Source organism: Phenylobacterium sp. LH3H17, from assembly GCF_024298925.1.
Lineage (GTDB): Bacteria > Pseudomonadota > Alphaproteobacteria > Caulobacterales > Caulobacteraceae > Phenylobacterium.
This window is the reverse complement of sequence record NZ_CP101283.1, coordinates 574,534-588,379: the sequence shown is the minus strand read 5'-3', so window position 1 is coordinate 588,379 and position 13,846 is coordinate 574,534. Positions and strand designations below refer to the sequence as shown.

Sequence of the window (13,846 nt, the reverse complement as noted above, 5' to 3'; positions counted from 1 at the left end):
ATAACCTCGGCACTATGCTCCAAAGCGAGAACAGGTGAAGCCCCGGGTTGCGCCCTCGTGGCGGGTCACGGCACTCTTGATTCATGAGACCCCTGGTCATGATCGGCGCCGGCCCCGGATCGCTTCCCCGCATCGTCGCGGAGGTCGCCGCCGCGCGCGGCGCGCCCTTGGCCGGCTATCTGGACGCCGGCCCCGATCCGCAGCCGCCGACCACGCCCCTGGCTCGCCTGGGCGACGAGAGCCGCCTTCAGGATCCCGCCTTCCTGGCCGCCCACGACCTGGTGGTGGCGGTGCAGGGGCCGACCCGCCGCGCGCTGCTCGAGGCCATCCTGGCGCGGGGCGGCTCCCTGCCGGTGGTGGTCCACCCGAGCGCGATCCTCTCGACCACCGCGACCCTCGGCGCGGGCACGATCATCTCGGCCGGTGTGATCGTGCAATCGGACGCCCGGATCGGGCGGTTCTGCGTGCTCAACACCGCCTGCACCGTCGACCACGACAATGTGCTCGGCGATGGCGTGTCCATCTCGCCGGGCGCACACACCGCCGGCCATGTGACCATCGGCGACGGGGCCTTCATCGGCCTGGGCGCGGTCATCATCGGCGGGGTCATTGTCGGCGCCCGCGCGACGGTGGGGGCCGGGGCGGTGGTGGTGCGCCACGTGCCCGACGGCGTCACCGTGGTCGGCAACCCCGCGCGGCCTCTGCCGCCCAAGCCGCGTTAACCCCCGACTCAGGACTCCGAAACCCCGCCTTTACCCCGACCCTGTATCAATCCGGGTCAACGAGCCTCGTCCACGCAGACGAGCGTCCGGTTTCAAGTGTGGGTGTTTTTCCAATGACCAAGACGGTCCTCGTCGTCGATGACGACCCGACGCAACGCCGGCTGATCCAGTCGGTCCTGGAGCGTGACGGCTTCGCCGTCGCCCACGCCGAGAGCGGCGAGGCGGCGATCGCGCGCCTGCAATCGGGCGCCGCGGCCGACATCGTCCTGCTGGACCTGGTCATGCCCGGCATGAGCGGCCAGGACACCCTGAAGGAGATGCGCGCGCGCAGCTTCACCACCCCGGTCATCGTGGTCACCGCCACCGGCGGCATCGACACCGTGGTCCAGGCCATGCAATCGGGCGCCTGCGACTTCTTCATCAAGCCGGCCTCGCCGGAGCGCATCATCGTCTCGATCCGCAACGCGCTCTCCATGGGCGCGCTGAAGGGCGAGGTCGACCGCCTCAAGAAACACTCCTCCGGCCGCATGACCTTCGCCGACATGGTCGGCGACAGCCCGGCCATGACCATGATCAAGCGCATGGGCGAGCGGGCGGCCAAGTCCTCCATCCCCATTCTGATCACGGGCGAGAGCGGGGTCGGCAAGGAAGTGATCGCGCGCGCCGTGCACGGCTCGTCCGACCGCGCCGGCAAGCCCTTCGTGGCTGTGAACTGCGGCGCCATCCCCGAGAACCTGGTCGAAAGCATCCTGTTCGGCCACGAGAAGGGCAGCTTCACCGGCGCCACCGACAAGCATGTGGGCAAGTTCCAGGAGGCCAACGGCGGCACCCTGTTCCTCGACGAGGTCGGCGAGCTACCGCTCGACACCCAGGTCAAGCTTCTGCGCGCCCTGCAGGAGAGCGAGATCGACCCAGTGGGCTCCAAGCGCTCCATCAAGGTCGATGTCCGCATCGTCTCGGCCACCAACCGCGATCCCGCCCAGGCGGTGAAGGACGGCCTGTTCCGCGAAGACCTGTTCTATCGCCTGAACGTCTTCCCGATGGAGGCCCCGGCCCTGCGCGACCGGCGCGAGGATATCCCGGCCCTGCTCGATCACTTCGTGCGCCGCTTCAACGTCGAGGAGGGCAAGACCGTGGTCGGCGCCTCGGCCGAGACGCTCGCCTTCCTCACGGCCTATGACTGGCCGGGCAATGTCCGCCAGCTCGAGAACGCGGTCTATCGGGCCATCGTGCTCGCCGACGCCCCCTATCTGCAGCCGTACGACTTCCCGGCCATCTCCGGCGTGGCGGCCCCGCCGCCCGAGGCGCTGGCCTCGCCATCCGGTCGGGCCCCGGTGCAACTGCCGACCGCCGAACAGCTTGTGGCCGAGATGTCGGCCGACGCCCCGGTGCGCATCCTCGACAACCGCGGCCACCTGCGGACCCTGGAGGAGATCGAACGCGACCTCATCCAGCTCGCCATCGAGATCTATGCCGGCCACATGAGCGAGGTCGCCAGGCGCCTCGGCATCGGCCGGTCCACCCTCTACCGAAAGGTCCGCGAACAGGGCCTCGACGACGTCCTGAAGGGATCCGAAGATGAAGCCGACGGTTCTGAGACCGCAGCTGCGTGACGAACGCCTGCGCGAGCTGATCCGCCAAGGTCGGCTCGCCGCCCAGCGCGCCGAAACCGTCCGCGCGGCGCGGGCGCTGTAGATCTAGATCCTCCCCTCGTGCGGGAGGTGGCGCGTCGCCCTCTTCGGCGACGCGACAGAGGGGGAACATCTCGGTTGGTTCAGTCTTCCGAATAAGGCTTCACCCGCCGCTTGAACGGCTTGCGGGTCATGTCCTTTTTCTCGCCCTTGGCCTTGGCGGCGATCTCCTTGAGCTTCACCGATTGCAGGACGGAAAAGGCCGCGCCCGGGCCGCCCTTCTCGGGGTCAGCGAAGGCGCGGCCATAGGTCTTCACCCGCTCTTCCACCGAGCCCAGGAACTCGCCCTCCCAGTCGGAAAGCTTGACCTCGGCGCGGTCCGCCTGGCGACGGACGCGCTTCAGGGCGTTCAGCGCGGCCCGCTTGGCCTGCGCCTTCCGGTCTGGCGGGGTTCGCTTCAAATCTCTCCCATGGCCGCGAGATAGAGGTCGAGGATGGCCTCCTCTTCCAGGCGCTTGGCCCGGTCCTGCTTGCGGATGCGCACCACCTTACGGAGGATCTTGACGTCGAACCCGTTGCCCTTGGCCTCGGCGAAGACCTCCTTGATCTGCTCCGAGATCTCGGACTTCTCCTGCTCCAGGCGCTCGATGCGCTCGATGATGCTCTTCAGCTGGCCCTGGGCGGCCTGGTTCAGGATGTCGCCGTGGGCGTTGTCGTCGGACATGGGTAAAGCGTCTCACAAGTCGGGGAGGTCGGAAAGCGCGGGACCCTAGCGGCGCGGCCTGCGCCTGTCATCCGCCCGCTGAACCTTCGCCGCGGCGAAGCCGTTCATGACGCACCCAGGCGGAGTCATCCCATGTCCGAACCCCACGAGGCGCCGAGGCGCCGGCCCACCCAGTCGGAGGCCGAGGCCGCCGTCCGCACCTTGATCGAATGGGCCGGCGACGACCCGGACCGCGAAGGCCTGCTGGAGACCCCCGCGCGGGTGGCGCGGTCCTACAAGGAGCTGTTCGCGGGCTACGAGACCGACCCCACCGACTATCTGGCCCGGACCTTCGAGGAGGTCGGAGGCTATGACGAGCTCGTGGTGCTGAAGGACATCCGGGTGGTGAGCTTCTGCGAGCACCACATGCTGCCGTTCCTGGGCAAAGCCCATGTGGGCTACCTGCCGCGCGACCGGGTGGTGGGGATATCCAAGCTGGCCCGGGTGGTGCACGGCTTCGCCCGCCGCCTGCAGATCCAGGAGAAGCTGACCGCCGACATCGCCGGCGCTATCGACAGCGTTCTCAAGCCCAAGGGCGTCGGCGTGGTGATCGTCTCGGAGCACAGCTGCATGACCATGCGCGGGGTGAACACCCCGGGCTCGCGCCTGACCACCAGCCACCTGACCGGCGAGGTGCGCGACGATGCGCGGACCCGGCAGGAGTTCTTCGAGCTGGTGCGTAACGGCTAGAGCAGGTGCCGGGCTTCCAGCGCCGGTCGCAGGGCGGCCGGGTCGGTGAAGTGGTGGGCGTCGAAGCCGAAGGTGCGGGCCGCGACGATGTTCTTCTCGCTGTCATCTACGAAGAACACCTCGCCCGGCTCAAGCCCGAAGCGCTCACAGGCCAGCGCAAAGAAGGCGGGATCGGGCTTCATCACCCCATCATGAGCCGAGACCACATAGTCCTTCAGGCGCGCGAAGGCCGGGCTCATGGCGATCGTGCCCGGAAAGGTCTCGTGGGACATGTTGGTGACGCCATACTGCGGCACACCGGCCGCGTGCAGGGCCTCGATGGCCGCCTCGGTCTCGGCGATCGGCCCGGAGAACATCTCCCACCACCGGGTCTCCCAGGCGTGGATGGCCTCGGCATGGTCGGGAAAGCGCTTGAGCAGCGGCGCGCGGTTGTCCGCGAAGGTCACGCCCCGGTCGTGGGCGGCGTGCCAATCCATGGTGCAGACATGCGAAAGGAACCGGTCGGCTGCGGCCGGTTCCTTGAAAAACTTGGCGTAGAGCGTGCGCGGGTCCCAGCGCACGATAACATTGCCGATGTCCCAGAGGACGGCTCTCACAGCCATCCCGAGGAGCCTCAGCCCTGCTTCGCCTTGAAGCGCGGGTTCGTCTTGTTGATGACGAAAATCACGCCCTTGCGACGCACCAGCTTGCAATCGCGGTGGCGAGTCTTGAGCGTCTTGAGCGAGCTTCTGACCTTCATGGACCTATCTCGGGCGCCGGCTTGGAAGCACCGGGGTTATCTACAGAGCGGGCGCGTATACGGGCGGACGGCTTTTGAGTCAACGGCTGACGGCCTTGTGATTGGGGAAGCGCGCGGGCGCCGCTAGGCTTGGACCATGGACCGCCGCCTCTTCCTTCTCCTCCTCGTGGCCGGTTGCGCCGACACCTCCACCGAATTCAAGCCGGTGACCGGCTCACCCTTCCCGGCGCCCGAGCCGCCCCCGCCGAGGCCGCAGCTTCCCTCGGCGCAGCCCGGCCCCACATCCTCGGGCGACGCCAGTTTCGACGAGTGGCGCGGCCAGTTCCGCAACCGCGCCCTGGCCGCGGGCCTGGCTCCCGCCCTGTTGGACCGCGAACTGGCCGGCCTGGCGCCCAATCCGCGCGTGATCAGCCTGGACTCCGCCCAGCCGGAGTTCTCCAAGCCGGTGGGCGACTACATCAAGGGTACGGTCAGCGACGACCGCATCGCACGGGGCCAGCGCTACCGCGCCGACCTTCCGTTCTGGGGCGGGATCGAGCAGCGCTTCGGCGTGCCGCGCGACATCCTGATCGCCGTCTGGGCCATGGAAAGCGGCTTCGGCGCCATCCAGGGCGATTTCGACGTGATCCGCTGCATGGCGAGCCTGGCCTTCCACGGTCGCCGCCGGGCCTTCGCCGAGGGCGAACTGATCGCGGCGCTGAGGATCATCGAGTCCGGCGAGGCCGACCGCGGCCGGCTGAAGGGGTCCTGGGCCGGGGCCATGGGCCAGACCCAGTTCCTGCCCTCCAACTACCTGGCCACCGCCGTGGACGGCGACGGCGACGGGCGGCGCGACATCTGGGGCTCTAGTAACGACGCGCTCGCCTCGGCGGCCAACCTGCTGGCCAAGGGCGGCTGGACGCGCGGCGAGGGCTGGGCGCGCGAGGTGATCGCCCCGCCGGGCTTCGACTACAGCCTGACCGAGGGGCCGCGGGAGACGCCGGACTGGTGGGCGGGCCTGGGCCTGAGGCCCGCGGACGGCCGGGGATGGTCGGGAGCCGACGCGGCGGCCAAGGCCATGCTGGCGGCGCCGGCCGGGGCGGGCGGGCCGATCTTCCTGCTGTTCCCCAACCATTTCGCGATCCGCAAGTACAACAACTCCACCGCCTACGCCCTGGGGATCGGGCTGCTGGCCGACCGGTTCGCCGGAGCCGGGCCGCTGGTCCGAGCCTGGCCGATCGAAATCCCGCTCGGCATCGGCGACCGAATCGCCGCCCAGACGGCCCTGGCGCGCCTGGGCTTCGATCCGGGAGCTCCGGACGGAGTGGTGGGAGTCAACACCCGCACGGCCCTGCGCGCCTGGCAGAAGGCGCGTGGCATCACCGCCGACGGCTATCTCTCGATGGACATGGTGCGGCGGCTGAACGTCGAGGTGGGCGCCCTGCCGCCCGCGGGCTAGCCGCCGCCTTCGTCGCCCTTTTCCAGGGTCGCCTTGGCCGCGTCGGCGCGGGTGGTGGGCGAAGGGGCGGCGTTCTTGAGCTGCGGGTTCTGGAAGGCATAGATCAGCATGGCCACCATCAGCCCGGCGCACAGGATGAAGGGCGCCGGGGCCACGGCCTGGTAGAGCCAGACGAAGGCCGGGGCGAGCACCACATTGACTCCGTTGACCGCGGCGATGGCGCCGGCGACCCGGGCCTGTTCATGCATGTCCACGGCCAGGGAGGAGCCCGCGGTGAAGCCCGGCCGCGCCAGGCCGAAGCCCAGGCTGGAGATGGCGTAGCCCGCCACCACCGCGGCATAGGTCGGCTGGAACGCGACGATGACGTTGCCGACGGCCGCGACCCCCACGCCCCAGCGCAGCAACTGGCGCGGGGTCATCTCGAACATTCGGATGATGCCCCACTGGGCGAGCAGGCCCGCCACGGCGCCGAACATCATGGCGATGGCGATGAAGCCCTGGGCCTTCATCGGCGACAGGTCGAGCTGGTCGATGATCAGGAAGCCCAGGGTCTGGCCCTGGGCGGTCTGGCAGACCGCGACGATGAAGCCGTAGATCAGGAAGGGGGTGACGCGCGGATCGCGCCACATGGGCTTTTCCTTCACCACCGCCGCGCCCTTGACCGGCGCGGCCGTCACCGGCGCCACAGGCATGTTCTGGCTCTCGGGCAGCTTCTTCCAGACGACGAACAGCATGATCCCGGCGATGACCGCGAACCCGAACAGCGGGCCCGCCAGGCCGCCCTTGAACGGCAGCACGAACAGCGGTGCGACGAACGGCCCGATGACCGTGCCCAGGCCGAAGGCGCCGGCGAGGCTGGACATCGCCTGGGTGCGCTTCTCCGGCGGGGTGTGCTCGGCCAGATAGGCCTGGGTCGCGGGGTTCGAGGCCGCCCCGAACAGGCCGAACAGGGCGCGCGCGAACAGGAAGAAGACGAAGATCACCATGGGCGTCGTCAGGTGATAGAGGCCTGCGGCGACCACCAGGCCGCAGGCGATCATCGACATCATGAAGCCGGTCAGGCCGATCAACATCAGCGGCTTGCGGCCGTGCTTGTCCGAGGCCTTGGCCCACCACGGGGAGGAAAACGCCCAGAGCAGGGCCGAGAGCGAGAAGATCGCCGCCACCATCGGGTCGGGAATGCCGATCGAGCGGCCGATGGCCGGCAGCACCGAGATCATCCCGGTATTGCCCATGGCGGTAACCAGCGAGACGCCGAAGATGATCGCGAACGACCCCTTGGGCAGGCCGTCCATGGCGGAAGCTTGCTTGGGCATGGTGCGCTGTTAAGGCGCGCCGATCCCTTGCGCAAACCCCGAAATGCTCACGCGACATTAAGCATTAATGGCGATGCTCCCGGCTGACACCCCGGGGGACCGACCGACACCATGTTTCAGATTATCGGCATCGTGTTGCTGTTCGGCCTGGTGTTCGGCAGCTACATCATCTCCGGCGGCAATATGGGCGTCATCCTGCACGCCCTGCCCCACGAGATGATGGCCATCGGCGGCGCCGGCGTGGCCGCCTTCCTGATCTCCAATTCCATGCCGGTCATCAAGGGCACGCTCTCGGGCTTCGGCAAGGTGTTCGCCGGTCCGAAATGGAAGGCCAGCGACTATCGCGACCTGCTGTCCCTGCTGTTCCTGCTGACCAAGACCATGAAGTCCAAGGGCGTCATCGCCCTGGAGAGCCACATCGAGAACCCGAAGGACTCCACGATCTTCTCGCGCTTCCCGCGGGTGATGAAGGACCACTTCGCCGTCGACTTCATCTGCGACACGCTGCGCATGATGACCATGAACCTCGAGGACCCGCACCAGGTCGAGGACGCCATGGAAAAGCAGCTCGAGAAGCATCACCACGAGGCGCTCGGCCCGGCCGGCGCCCTGACCAACCTGGCCGACGCCCTGCCCGCGCTCGGCATCGTCGCCGCCGTGCTGGGCGTCATCAAGACCATGGGCGCGATCACCGAGCCGCCGGAAGTGCTGGGCGAGATGATCGGCTCGGCCCTGGTCGGCACGTTCCTCGGCGTGTTCCTGGCCTATGGCCTGGTCGGCCCCATGGCGGTGCGCCTGAAGGAGGTCATCGAAGAAGAGGGCTCCTTCTACAAGATCATCCAGTCGGTGCTGGTGGCCCACCTGCACGGCAACGCCGCCCAGATCTCCGTCGAGATCGGCCGCGGCAGCGTTCCCTCCGGCGCCCAGCCCAGCTTCCTGGAGCTGGAAGAGGCCCTCTCCGCCATCCCCAACGAAGCCTAGACCGGCCCGCGCAGCCGGTTCACGTGGCCCATCTTGCGGCCGGGCTTGGCCTCGCGCTTGCCGTAGAGGTGGACGCGGGTCTCGGGCTCGGCGGCGTACTTGGCCCAGCCGTCGACCTCGTCGCCAAGAAGGTTCAGCATCTCCACCTCGGCGCGGGCGGCGGTGGGGCCGAGCGGCCAGCCGGCGACGGCGCGGATGTGTTGCTCGAACTGGTCGACCTCGCAACCGTCCTGGGTCCAGTGGCCGGTGTTGTGCACCCGGGGCGCGATCTCGTTGACCAGCAACGACCCGTCCTTGAGCTCGAACAGCTCGATGCCGATCACCCCCACATAGGCGAGGCCCGTGAGGATCTTGTGGGCGATCCGCTCGGCCTGGGCCGCTGTGGTGGCGCTGACCTTCGCCGGCGCGACGCTACGGCGCAGGACGCCCTTCTCGTGATGGTTCTCGGCCAGGGGGTATACGGCGATGGCGCCGTCGCGGCCGCGGGCGGCGATGATCGACAGTTCGCGGACGAAGTCGGCGGGGGCCTCCAGGATCACCGGCCGGCCGCCCAGGGCCTCGAAAGCCTGCGCCGCGCCGGCGGCGTGTTCGACCCAGACCTGGCCCTTGCCGTCATAGCCCTCGCGGCGGGTCTTCATCAGGCAGGGGGCGCCGATCTGGGCGGCGGCTTCGACGCAGCTCTCCGCGCTGTCGGCGGCGGCGAAGGCCACGGTGGCGACGCCGTTGGCGTTGAGGAAGCTCTTCTCGTCCACCCGGTCCTGGGCGACGGCGAGCGCCTGAGGACCCGGCGCGACCTCGACGCCCAGCTTCACCAGGGCCTCGACCGAGGCGGCGGGCACGTTCTCGAACTCGAAGGTGACGATGTCGGCCAGATCGGCCAGGGCCTTGAGCGCAGCGGGGTCGTCATAGGCGCCGACGATGGCGTGGGCCGCCACGCGGCCGGCCGGCGCGTCGGTCTCGCGCTCCAGGATCGCCACGTCGAAACCCAGCCGCGCGGCGGCCTGCGCCAGCATCCGGCCAAGCTGTCCCCCACCCAGTATGCCGAGCGTCGATCCCGGCGGCAGCGGCAGGGCGGCGGTCATGCTCAGACGTCCTCGACGGTTTCGGCGACGCTGGCGGTGTGGCGGGCGCGATAGGCGACCAGCCGCTCGGCCAGGGCGGGATCGGACAGGGCCAGGATCTGGGCGGCCAGCAGGCCGGCGTTCCGCGCCCCGGCCTCGCCGATCGCCAGGGTCGCCACGGCGATGCCGGCGGGCATCTGGACGATGGAGAGCAGGCTGTCCATGCCCTTCAAAGCCTTGGACTCCACCGGCACGCCCAGCACCGGCAGTTCGGTCATGGAAGCCGTCATGCCCGGCAGGTGGGCCGCGCCCCCCGCCCCGGCGATGATCACCTTGAAGCCCGCCGCCTTCGCCCCCTTGGCGAACTCGTACATCCGGTCGGGGGTGCGGTGGGCGGAGACCACCTTGGCCTCATAGGCCACGCCCAGGGCGTCGAGGCTCTCGGCGGCGCCCTTCATGGTGGGCCAGTCGGACCGGCTGCCCATGATGATGGCCACCGGCGCGGTCGTTGCGCTCATATCCGTCTTTAGCCCCTGCGGCGGAAAGGCGCGGAGTATAGGCGCCGGTCTTGCGCCCGCAACCAAGGACGTTCAGGATTCTTAACTCGCTAGGACTTCAGCGATTCTCGTTCGATGAAAGCCCCATGAAGATCACCGGCGCCCGTTCCGAATCCTTCTCGGCCATCCGCAAGAGCGCCCTGGTGCGCGCCGGCGCCCAGGCGACCGCGACGGCCACCGGGCCAACCGACAAGACCGCCTTCCTGGGCCTCGCCGAAGGTGACCTGACGCCCGCCGTCCAGGGGGCGGTGAAGACGCTGCTGACCGAAATCGACGAGCTGCGCGGCGAGGTCACCCGCCTGAAGGCCAAGCTGGCCGAGGTCGAGGACCTGGCCGACCGCGACGCTCTGACGCCGCTGCTGAACCGGCGCGCCTTCGTCCGGGAGCTCGGCCGCATCCGCACCTTCTCCCAGCGCTACGGCTCGCCCGCCAGCGTGGTCTATTTCGACCTGGACGGCTTCAAGCACGTCAACGACCGCTTCGGTCACGCGGCCGGCGACGCGGCCCTGCGCGCGGTGGCCGAGCGGCTGCTGGCGCACGTGCGCGAGAGCGACATCGTGGGCCGCATGGGCGGCGACGAGTTCGCCGTGATCCTGGTCCAGGCCGACAAGCCCACCGCCGAGGCCAAGGCCGAGGCCCTGGCCGACGCCATCGAGGGTTCCCCGATCCAGTTCGGCGACTGGTCGGCGCCGCTGCACATCTCCTACGGTGTGCGCGAGATCTCCTCGGAGATCGATCCCGAGGACCTGGTGGCCGAGGCCGACGCGGCCATGTTCATCCGCAAGCGCGAACGGCGCGGGATCATCGAACCGCGCCAGGCGCCGCGCCTCGGCTAGAATCCGCTTTCCTGACGTTCGCGTCACACCGCTAAGGTCGGTCTTCTAGAGGGAGAACGACCATGATCGGCTACACCACAATCGGCAGCAACGACCTGGAGAAGGCCAAGACCTTCTACGACGCCGTTCTGGCGCCGATGGGCGTTCGGCGCGGCTATGACGGAGGCCGCATCATGTTCTACGGGAAGTTCGGCGCCGGCGGACTGGCGCTGTGCGAACCCTATGACAAGCAGCCCGCCACGCCCGGCAATGGCACGATGGTGGCGCTCGCGGCGGAGTCCCGGGAGATGGTCGACGCCGTCCACGCCGCGGCGCTGGCTCAGGGCGCAACCTGCGACGGCCCGCCCGGCCTGCGGGGCGATACCTTCTACGGCGCCTATTTCCGTGATCTCGACGGAAACAAGGTCTGCGCTTTCAAGATGGGCTAGCTGCCGGGTCGCCGCGCTCAGGCGATGATGTCAGGGGTAAGCTGGTTGCGCAGGCGGGAGATCTCGTCCTTCAAGGCCAGCTTCTTCCGCTTCAGCCGGGCGATGACCATCATGTCGGGGACCGGCTGCAGGGAGAGGGCCTCGACCGCCGCGTCCAGGTCGGAATGCTCCTGGATCACCGAGCCCAGGTGGGCGCGGAACCTCGCCTCCGCATCGTCGATTTCGTCGTCGTTCATACGCTACGCCTCGCCACCCGACTCAGATGATGCGCACCCTGGCGGCCCTCGTCTAGACGAGGGCGCGCGCCAGGCGAGCCAGGGCCTCGTCGGGGGCTGGCGTCCCCCAGGCCGCTGAGGCCGCGCGCAGGCTCTCCAGGGCCGGGTGTCCGCCGCTTGAGGCCGGCGCCAGGCTCTCCAGTGTTTCCATCAGAACCCGTTCGGCTCGCAGTTCAGCGGCCTTGACGTCCTCGCGCAGGCCCTCGCGCGCGCTGTCGTCCACCGGCGGGAAGGCCGGCTTGAGCGCTCGGCGCACCTGGCGGATGGGCTTCAGCACCGTAGTGTCCCAGGCCTTGGCCGCCGCCGCGCCGTCGGCCAGCGCGCCGGATGGCGGCCCCTCGGCCCAGATGGCCCACAGCAGGAACGAGGTGTTCTGGCCATGCCGGTCCTGCAGTTCCAGCGTCGCCTCCGGCACGCCCGGGAGGGAATAGAGTTCCAGCGTCCAGTCCCAGAGCGACATCAGCCCTCCCCCTGCAGCGGCCCGACGTCCTGGCCCCAGCGCTTCACCGGCTTCCAGGACAGGCCGAAGAGATCCAGCGCCCGGCCCACGGACTGGTCGACCATCTCCTCGAGGCTGGTGGGCTTGGCGTAGAAGGCCGGCATGGGCGGGGCGATGATCGCCCCCATCTCCGCCAGCCGGACCATGGTGCGCAGGTGGCCCAGGTGCAGCGGCGTCTCGCGGACCATTAGCACCAAGGGCCGGCGTTCCTTCAGCGTCACGTCGGCGGCGCGGGTCAGCAGGGATGAGGTCACCCCGGTGGCGATCTCGCTCATGGTGCGCACCGAGCAGGGCGCGATGATCATCCCGAGCGTGGGGAAGGAGCCCGAGGCCACGGCGGCGCCCACATCGCCGACCTTGTGGACCACGTCGGCGCGCGCCTGGACCTCGGCCACGCCGAGAGTCGTCTCCTGGGCCAGGGTGAGGGCCGCGGCGCGTGAGAAGATCAGATGGCTCTCGACCGACAGCTCGCGGCAGGCGTCGAGCACGCGCAGGCCGTAGGCCGCGCCGCTGGCGCCCGAGACGCCGACAACCAAGCGTGCGCTACTCATAGGATTAGGTCTCCACGCCCGATTTCCAAGCGTCGCCGGTGAACGTCGGATCGCAAACATATGTGATCTGACAGAGCAGGCCAGCGGGTGTTCACTCAAACGCCTAGGTTCATGCAGGAGACGACACGACATGGCCGTTGAAGCCCGCATCCGCGAACTCGGATCCCGTCACCAAAATCTGGAGAGGGCGATCCAAGACGAGATGAACAGGCCCGCCGCCGACGCCGTGAAGCTACAGGAACTCAAGCGACAGAAGCTCAAGCTGAAGGAAGAGATCCAGGCCCTGGGCGCTCGCGCCCACTGACTCTTAGCGGTCGCGGCCCGCGAGGGAGGCGACTCGCCCCATCTCTTCCTTGTCCGAGGGGGCCGGACAACAGGCGACCCTGGTCGACCGCCTCCTTGAGGTCCCCGGAGGCGGTCGACAGGGTTGTCTGAGCTTTCGATCCGGCTTGCGACACTCCGCATTAGGTCCTCCCCCCTTGGGGGAGTTGGCGCGTCGCCCTATTCGGCGACGTGACGGAGGGGGCTGAAGCTCACGAGCAAGAGTCAAAGTCCCCCTCAGTCAGCTTCGCTGACAGCTCCTCCAAAAGGGGGAGCTGCTGGGCGGCCGAGCCTAGTCCTCGTCGTCGGCGTCCTCATCCTCGAAGTGCGGTTGCTCGGCGACGTGATGATCGTCGTCCTCCGTCAGCACGCCGGTCTCCGAGGCCGGAGCCAGGGTCGCGCCTTCGGGCTCGACGATGCCGCGCTTGGCGTCGTCCTTCGCCTTCTTGTCGGCCGCCTTGCGGACCACCGCGTCCAGTTCCATCTGGGTCGACAGCCCGAGCGTCACCGGGTCCACCGGCTTGATGTTGGCGGCGTTCCAGTGCTGGCGGTTGCGCACCTGGTCGATGGTGGCCTTGGTGGTGCCCAGCAGGCGCGCGATCTGGCTGTCGGCCACTTCCGGGTGATTGCGGATGAACCAGGCGATGGCGTCCGGGCGGTCCTGGCGGCGCGACACCGGGGTGTAGCGCGGGGCCTTCTTCACCGGCTTCAGCAGTTCGGCGTGACGGCTCTTCTGGGCCTTCATGCGGTACTTGTCGCTCTTCTGGGCGGCGTCCAGCTCCTCGCGGTTGAGCTGGCCGTTGGCGATCGGATCGGCGCCGCGGATGTCGCGCGCGACCTCGCCATCGGCGATGCCTTTGACTTCGAGGGGGTGCAGGCCGCAGAAATCGGCGATCTGCTCGAAGGTCAGCGAAGTGTTGTCCACCAGCCAGACAGCGGTCGCCTTCGGCATCAGGATGTCGGTCATGACGGTATTCCTAAAATGACGGCGCCCGGCCTTTCGGCCGGGCGGTGCATAAAGCAGCTCTCCCTATAGGC

Annotated in this window: 19 protein-coding genes; 8 read left to right on the top strand and 11 right to left on the bottom strand. The window is 68.8% G+C overall.

Annotated elements, in window-relative coordinates; translation table 11 throughout:
* Positions 1-98: 98 nt before the first annotated feature.
* Positions 99-722, top strand: coding sequence for an acetyltransferase (locus M9M90_RS02945; protein ID WP_254835674.1), 624 nt, complete (start codon positions 99-101; stop codon positions 720-722).
* Between the two features lie 113 nt (positions 723-835).
* The gene (locus tag M9M90_RS02940; RefSeq protein WP_254835673.1) at positions 836-2,335 is read left to right on the top strand and encodes a sigma-54 dependent transcriptional regulator; all 1,500 of its coding nucleotides are present in this window, start codon (positions 836-838) and stop codon (positions 2,333-2,335) included.
* Positions 2,336-2,496: 161 nt separating this feature from the next.
* On the opposite strand, the gene M9M90_RS02935 is transcribed toward M9M90_RS02940, so the two are convergent.
* Together M9M90_RS02935 and M9M90_RS02930 are read right to left on the bottom strand one after the other, a co-directional pair.
* Complete coding sequence (locus M9M90_RS02935) at positions 2,497-2,814, bottom strand: hypothetical protein (RefSeq protein ID WP_254835672.1); 318 nt, start codon at positions 2,812-2,814, stop codon at positions 2,497-2,499.
* On the bottom strand, positions 2,811-3,077 hold the full coding sequence (locus tag M9M90_RS02930) for a DUF2312 domain-containing protein (RefSeq protein WP_254835671.1): 267 nt from the start codon (positions 3,075-3,077) through the stop codon (positions 2,811-2,813). Before M9M90_RS02930 ends, M9M90_RS02935 begins: the two co-directional genes overlap by 4 nt.
* A gap of 132 nt (positions 3,078-3,209) precedes the next feature.
* Here M9M90_RS02930 and folE point away from each other — a divergent pair, with 132 nt between their 5' ends.
* Positions 3,210-3,806 (top strand): GTP cyclohydrolase I FolE, encoded by a 597-nt coding sequence (folE, locus tag M9M90_RS02925; RefSeq protein WP_254835670.1) that lies wholly within the window; start codon positions 3,210-3,212, stop codon positions 3,804-3,806.
* Here folE and M9M90_RS02920 read toward each other — a convergent pair.
* Positions 3,803-4,408, bottom strand: coding sequence for an HAD family phosphatase (locus M9M90_RS02920; RefSeq protein WP_254835669.1), 606 nt, complete (start codon positions 4,406-4,408; stop codon positions 3,803-3,805). The two genes, folE and M9M90_RS02920, sit on opposite strands and share 4 nt — an antisense overlap.
* A gap of 11 nt (positions 4,409-4,419) precedes the next feature.
* Positions 4,420-4,545 (bottom strand): type B 50S ribosomal protein L36, encoded by a 126-nt coding sequence (gene ykgO / locus M9M90_RS02915; protein ID WP_254835668.1) that lies wholly within the window; start codon positions 4,543-4,545, stop codon positions 4,420-4,422.
* Positions 4,546-4,681: 136 nt separating this feature from the next.
* Between ykgO and M9M90_RS02910 the strand changes: the two genes are divergently transcribed.
* On the top strand, positions 4,682-5,983 hold the full coding sequence (locus tag M9M90_RS02910; protein ID WP_254835667.1) for a lytic murein transglycosylase: 1,302 nt from the start codon (positions 4,682-4,684) through the stop codon (positions 5,981-5,983).
* Here M9M90_RS02910 and M9M90_RS02905 read toward each other — a convergent pair.
* A complete protein-coding gene (locus M9M90_RS02905; RefSeq protein WP_254835666.1) occupies positions 5,980-7,299 on the bottom strand; it encodes an MFS transporter in 1,320 nt (439 codons plus the stop codon). The genes M9M90_RS02910 and M9M90_RS02905 overlap by 4 nt on opposite strands.
* 111 nt (positions 7,300-7,410) lie before the next feature.
* Between M9M90_RS02905 and motA the strand changes: the two genes are divergently transcribed.
* The gene (gene motA / locus M9M90_RS02900; protein ID WP_254835665.1) at positions 7,411-8,280 is read left to right on the top strand and encodes a flagellar motor stator protein MotA; all 870 of its coding nucleotides are present in this window, start codon (positions 7,411-7,413) and stop codon (positions 8,278-8,280) included.
* Here the strand turns inward: motA and M9M90_RS02895 are convergent.
* Both M9M90_RS02895 and purE read right to left on the bottom strand, forming a co-directional pair.
* A complete protein-coding gene (locus M9M90_RS02895) occupies positions 8,277-9,362 on the bottom strand; it encodes a 5-(carboxyamino)imidazole ribonucleotide synthase (RefSeq protein WP_254835664.1) in 1,086 nt (361 codons plus the stop codon). The genes motA and M9M90_RS02895 overlap by 4 nt on opposite strands.
* Positions 9,363-9,364: 2 nt before the next feature.
* Entirely contained in the window at positions 9,365-9,859 is a 495-nt protein-coding gene (gene purE / locus M9M90_RS02890; RefSeq protein WP_254835663.1) for a 5-(carboxyamino)imidazole ribonucleotide mutase, read from the bottom strand.
* A gap of 125 nt (positions 9,860-9,984) precedes the next feature.
* Here purE and M9M90_RS02885 point away from each other — a divergent pair, with 125 nt between their 5' ends.
* Together M9M90_RS02885 and M9M90_RS02880 are read left to right on the top strand one after the other, a co-directional pair.
* Complete coding sequence (locus M9M90_RS02885) at positions 9,985-10,734, top strand: GGDEF domain-containing protein (protein WP_254835662.1); 750 nt, start codon at positions 9,985-9,987, stop codon at positions 10,732-10,734.
* A 62-nt stretch (positions 10,735-10,796) separates the two neighbouring features.
* Positions 10,797-11,162, top strand: coding sequence for a VOC family protein (locus M9M90_RS02880; RefSeq protein WP_254835661.1), 366 nt, complete (start codon positions 10,797-10,799; stop codon positions 11,160-11,162).
* A 17-nt stretch (positions 11,163-11,179) separates the two neighbouring features.
* Here the strand turns inward: M9M90_RS02880 and M9M90_RS02875 are convergent, their stop codons facing one another.
* Genes M9M90_RS02875 through M9M90_RS02865 form a run of 3 tightly spaced genes read right to left on the bottom strand, consistent with a single transcriptional unit; the run spans position 11,180 to position 12,487 of the window.
* Positions 11,180-11,398 carry a YdcH family protein gene (locus M9M90_RS02875; RefSeq protein ID WP_254835660.1) on the bottom strand — a complete coding sequence of 73 codons (219 nt, stop codon included), beginning with the start codon at positions 11,396-11,398 and terminating at the stop codon, positions 11,180-11,182.
* Between the two features lie 52 nt (positions 11,399-11,450).
* Entirely contained in the window at positions 11,451-11,897 is a 447-nt protein-coding gene (locus M9M90_RS02870) for a TIGR02444 family protein (RefSeq protein WP_254835659.1), read from the bottom strand.
* Complete coding sequence (locus M9M90_RS02865; protein ID WP_254835658.1) at positions 11,897-12,487, bottom strand: UbiX family flavin prenyltransferase; 591 nt, start codon at positions 12,485-12,487, stop codon at positions 11,897-11,899. Before M9M90_RS02865 ends, M9M90_RS02870 begins: the two co-directional genes overlap by 1 nt.
* Positions 12,488-12,617: 130 nt before the next feature.
* Between M9M90_RS02865 and M9M90_RS02860 the strand changes: the two genes are divergently transcribed.
* On the top strand, positions 12,618-12,791 hold the full coding sequence (locus tag M9M90_RS02860) for a YdcH family protein (protein WP_254835657.1): 174 nt from the start codon (positions 12,618-12,620) through the stop codon (positions 12,789-12,791).
* A gap of 309 nt (positions 12,792-13,100) precedes the next feature.
* Here M9M90_RS02860 and M9M90_RS02855 read toward each other — a convergent pair whose 3' ends face one another.
* The gene (locus M9M90_RS02855; RefSeq protein ID WP_254835656.1) at positions 13,101-13,775 is read right to left on the bottom strand and encodes a DUF1013 domain-containing protein; all 675 of its coding nucleotides are present in this window, start codon (positions 13,773-13,775) and stop codon (positions 13,101-13,103) included.
* Positions 13,776-13,846: the final 71 nt, after the last annotated feature.

Bases quoted from the DNA above. Each gene is read 5' to 3' on its own strand.
- M9M90_RS02870 (WP_254835659.1), bottom strand. From the start codon at position 11,897: ATGTCGCTCTGGGACTGGACGCTGGAACTCTATTCCCTCCCGGGCGTG.
- M9M90_RS02875 (WP_254835660.1), bottom strand. From the start codon at position 11,398: ATGAACGACGACGAAATCGACGATGCGGAGGCGAGGTTCCGCGCCCAC.
- M9M90_RS02885 (WP_254835662.1), top strand. From the start codon at position 9,985: ATGAAGATCACCGGCGCCCGTTCCGAATCCTTCTCGGCCATCCGCAAG.
- M9M90_RS02865 (WP_254835658.1), bottom strand. From the start codon at position 12,487: ATGAGTAGCGCACGCTTGGTTGTCGGCGTCTCGGGCGCCAGCGGCGCG.
- M9M90_RS02945 (WP_254835674.1), top strand. From the start codon at position 99: ATGATCGGCGCCGGCCCCGGATCGCTTCCCCGCATCGTCGCGGAGGTC.
- ykgO (WP_254835668.1), bottom strand. From the start codon at position 4,545: ATGAAGGTCAGAAGCTCGCTCAAGACGCTCAAGACTCGCCACCGCGAT.
- M9M90_RS02905 (WP_254835666.1), bottom strand. From the start codon at position 7,299: ATGCCCAAGCAAGCTTCCGCCATGGACGGCCTGCCCAAGGGGTCGTTC.
- motA (WP_254835665.1), top strand. From the start codon at position 7,411: ATGTTTCAGATTATCGGCATCGTGTTGCTGTTCGGCCTGGTGTTCGGC.
- folE (WP_254835670.1), top strand. From the start codon at position 3,210: ATGTCCGAACCCCACGAGGCGCCGAGGCGCCGGCCCACCCAGTCGGAG.
- M9M90_RS02910 (WP_254835667.1), top strand. From the start codon at position 4,682: ATGGACCGCCGCCTCTTCCTTCTCCTCCTCGTGGCCGGTTGCGCCGAC.
- M9M90_RS02930 (WP_254835671.1), bottom strand. From the start codon at position 3,077: ATGTCCGACGACAACGCCCACGGCGACATCCTGAACCAGGCCGCCCAG.
- M9M90_RS02880 (WP_254835661.1), top strand. From the start codon at position 10,797: ATGATCGGCTACACCACAATCGGCAGCAACGACCTGGAGAAGGCCAAG.
- M9M90_RS02920 (WP_254835669.1), bottom strand. From the start codon at position 4,408: ATGGCTGTGAGAGCCGTCCTCTGGGACATCGGCAATGTTATCGTGCGC.
- M9M90_RS02855 (WP_254835656.1), bottom strand. From the start codon at position 13,775: ATGACCGACATCCTGATGCCGAAGGCGACCGCTGTCTGGCTGGTGGAC.
- purE (WP_254835663.1), bottom strand. From the start codon at position 9,859: ATGAGCGCAACGACCGCGCCGGTGGCCATCATCATGGGCAGCCGGTCC.
- M9M90_RS02860 (WP_254835657.1), top strand. From the start codon at position 12,618: ATGGCCGTTGAAGCCCGCATCCGCGAACTCGGATCCCGTCACCAAAAT.
- M9M90_RS02940 (WP_254835673.1), top strand. From the start codon at position 836: ATGACCAAGACGGTCCTCGTCGTCGATGACGACCCGACGCAACGCCGG.
- M9M90_RS02895 (WP_254835664.1), bottom strand. From the start codon at position 9,362: ATGACCGCCGCCCTGCCGCTGCCGCCGGGATCGACGCTCGGCATACTG.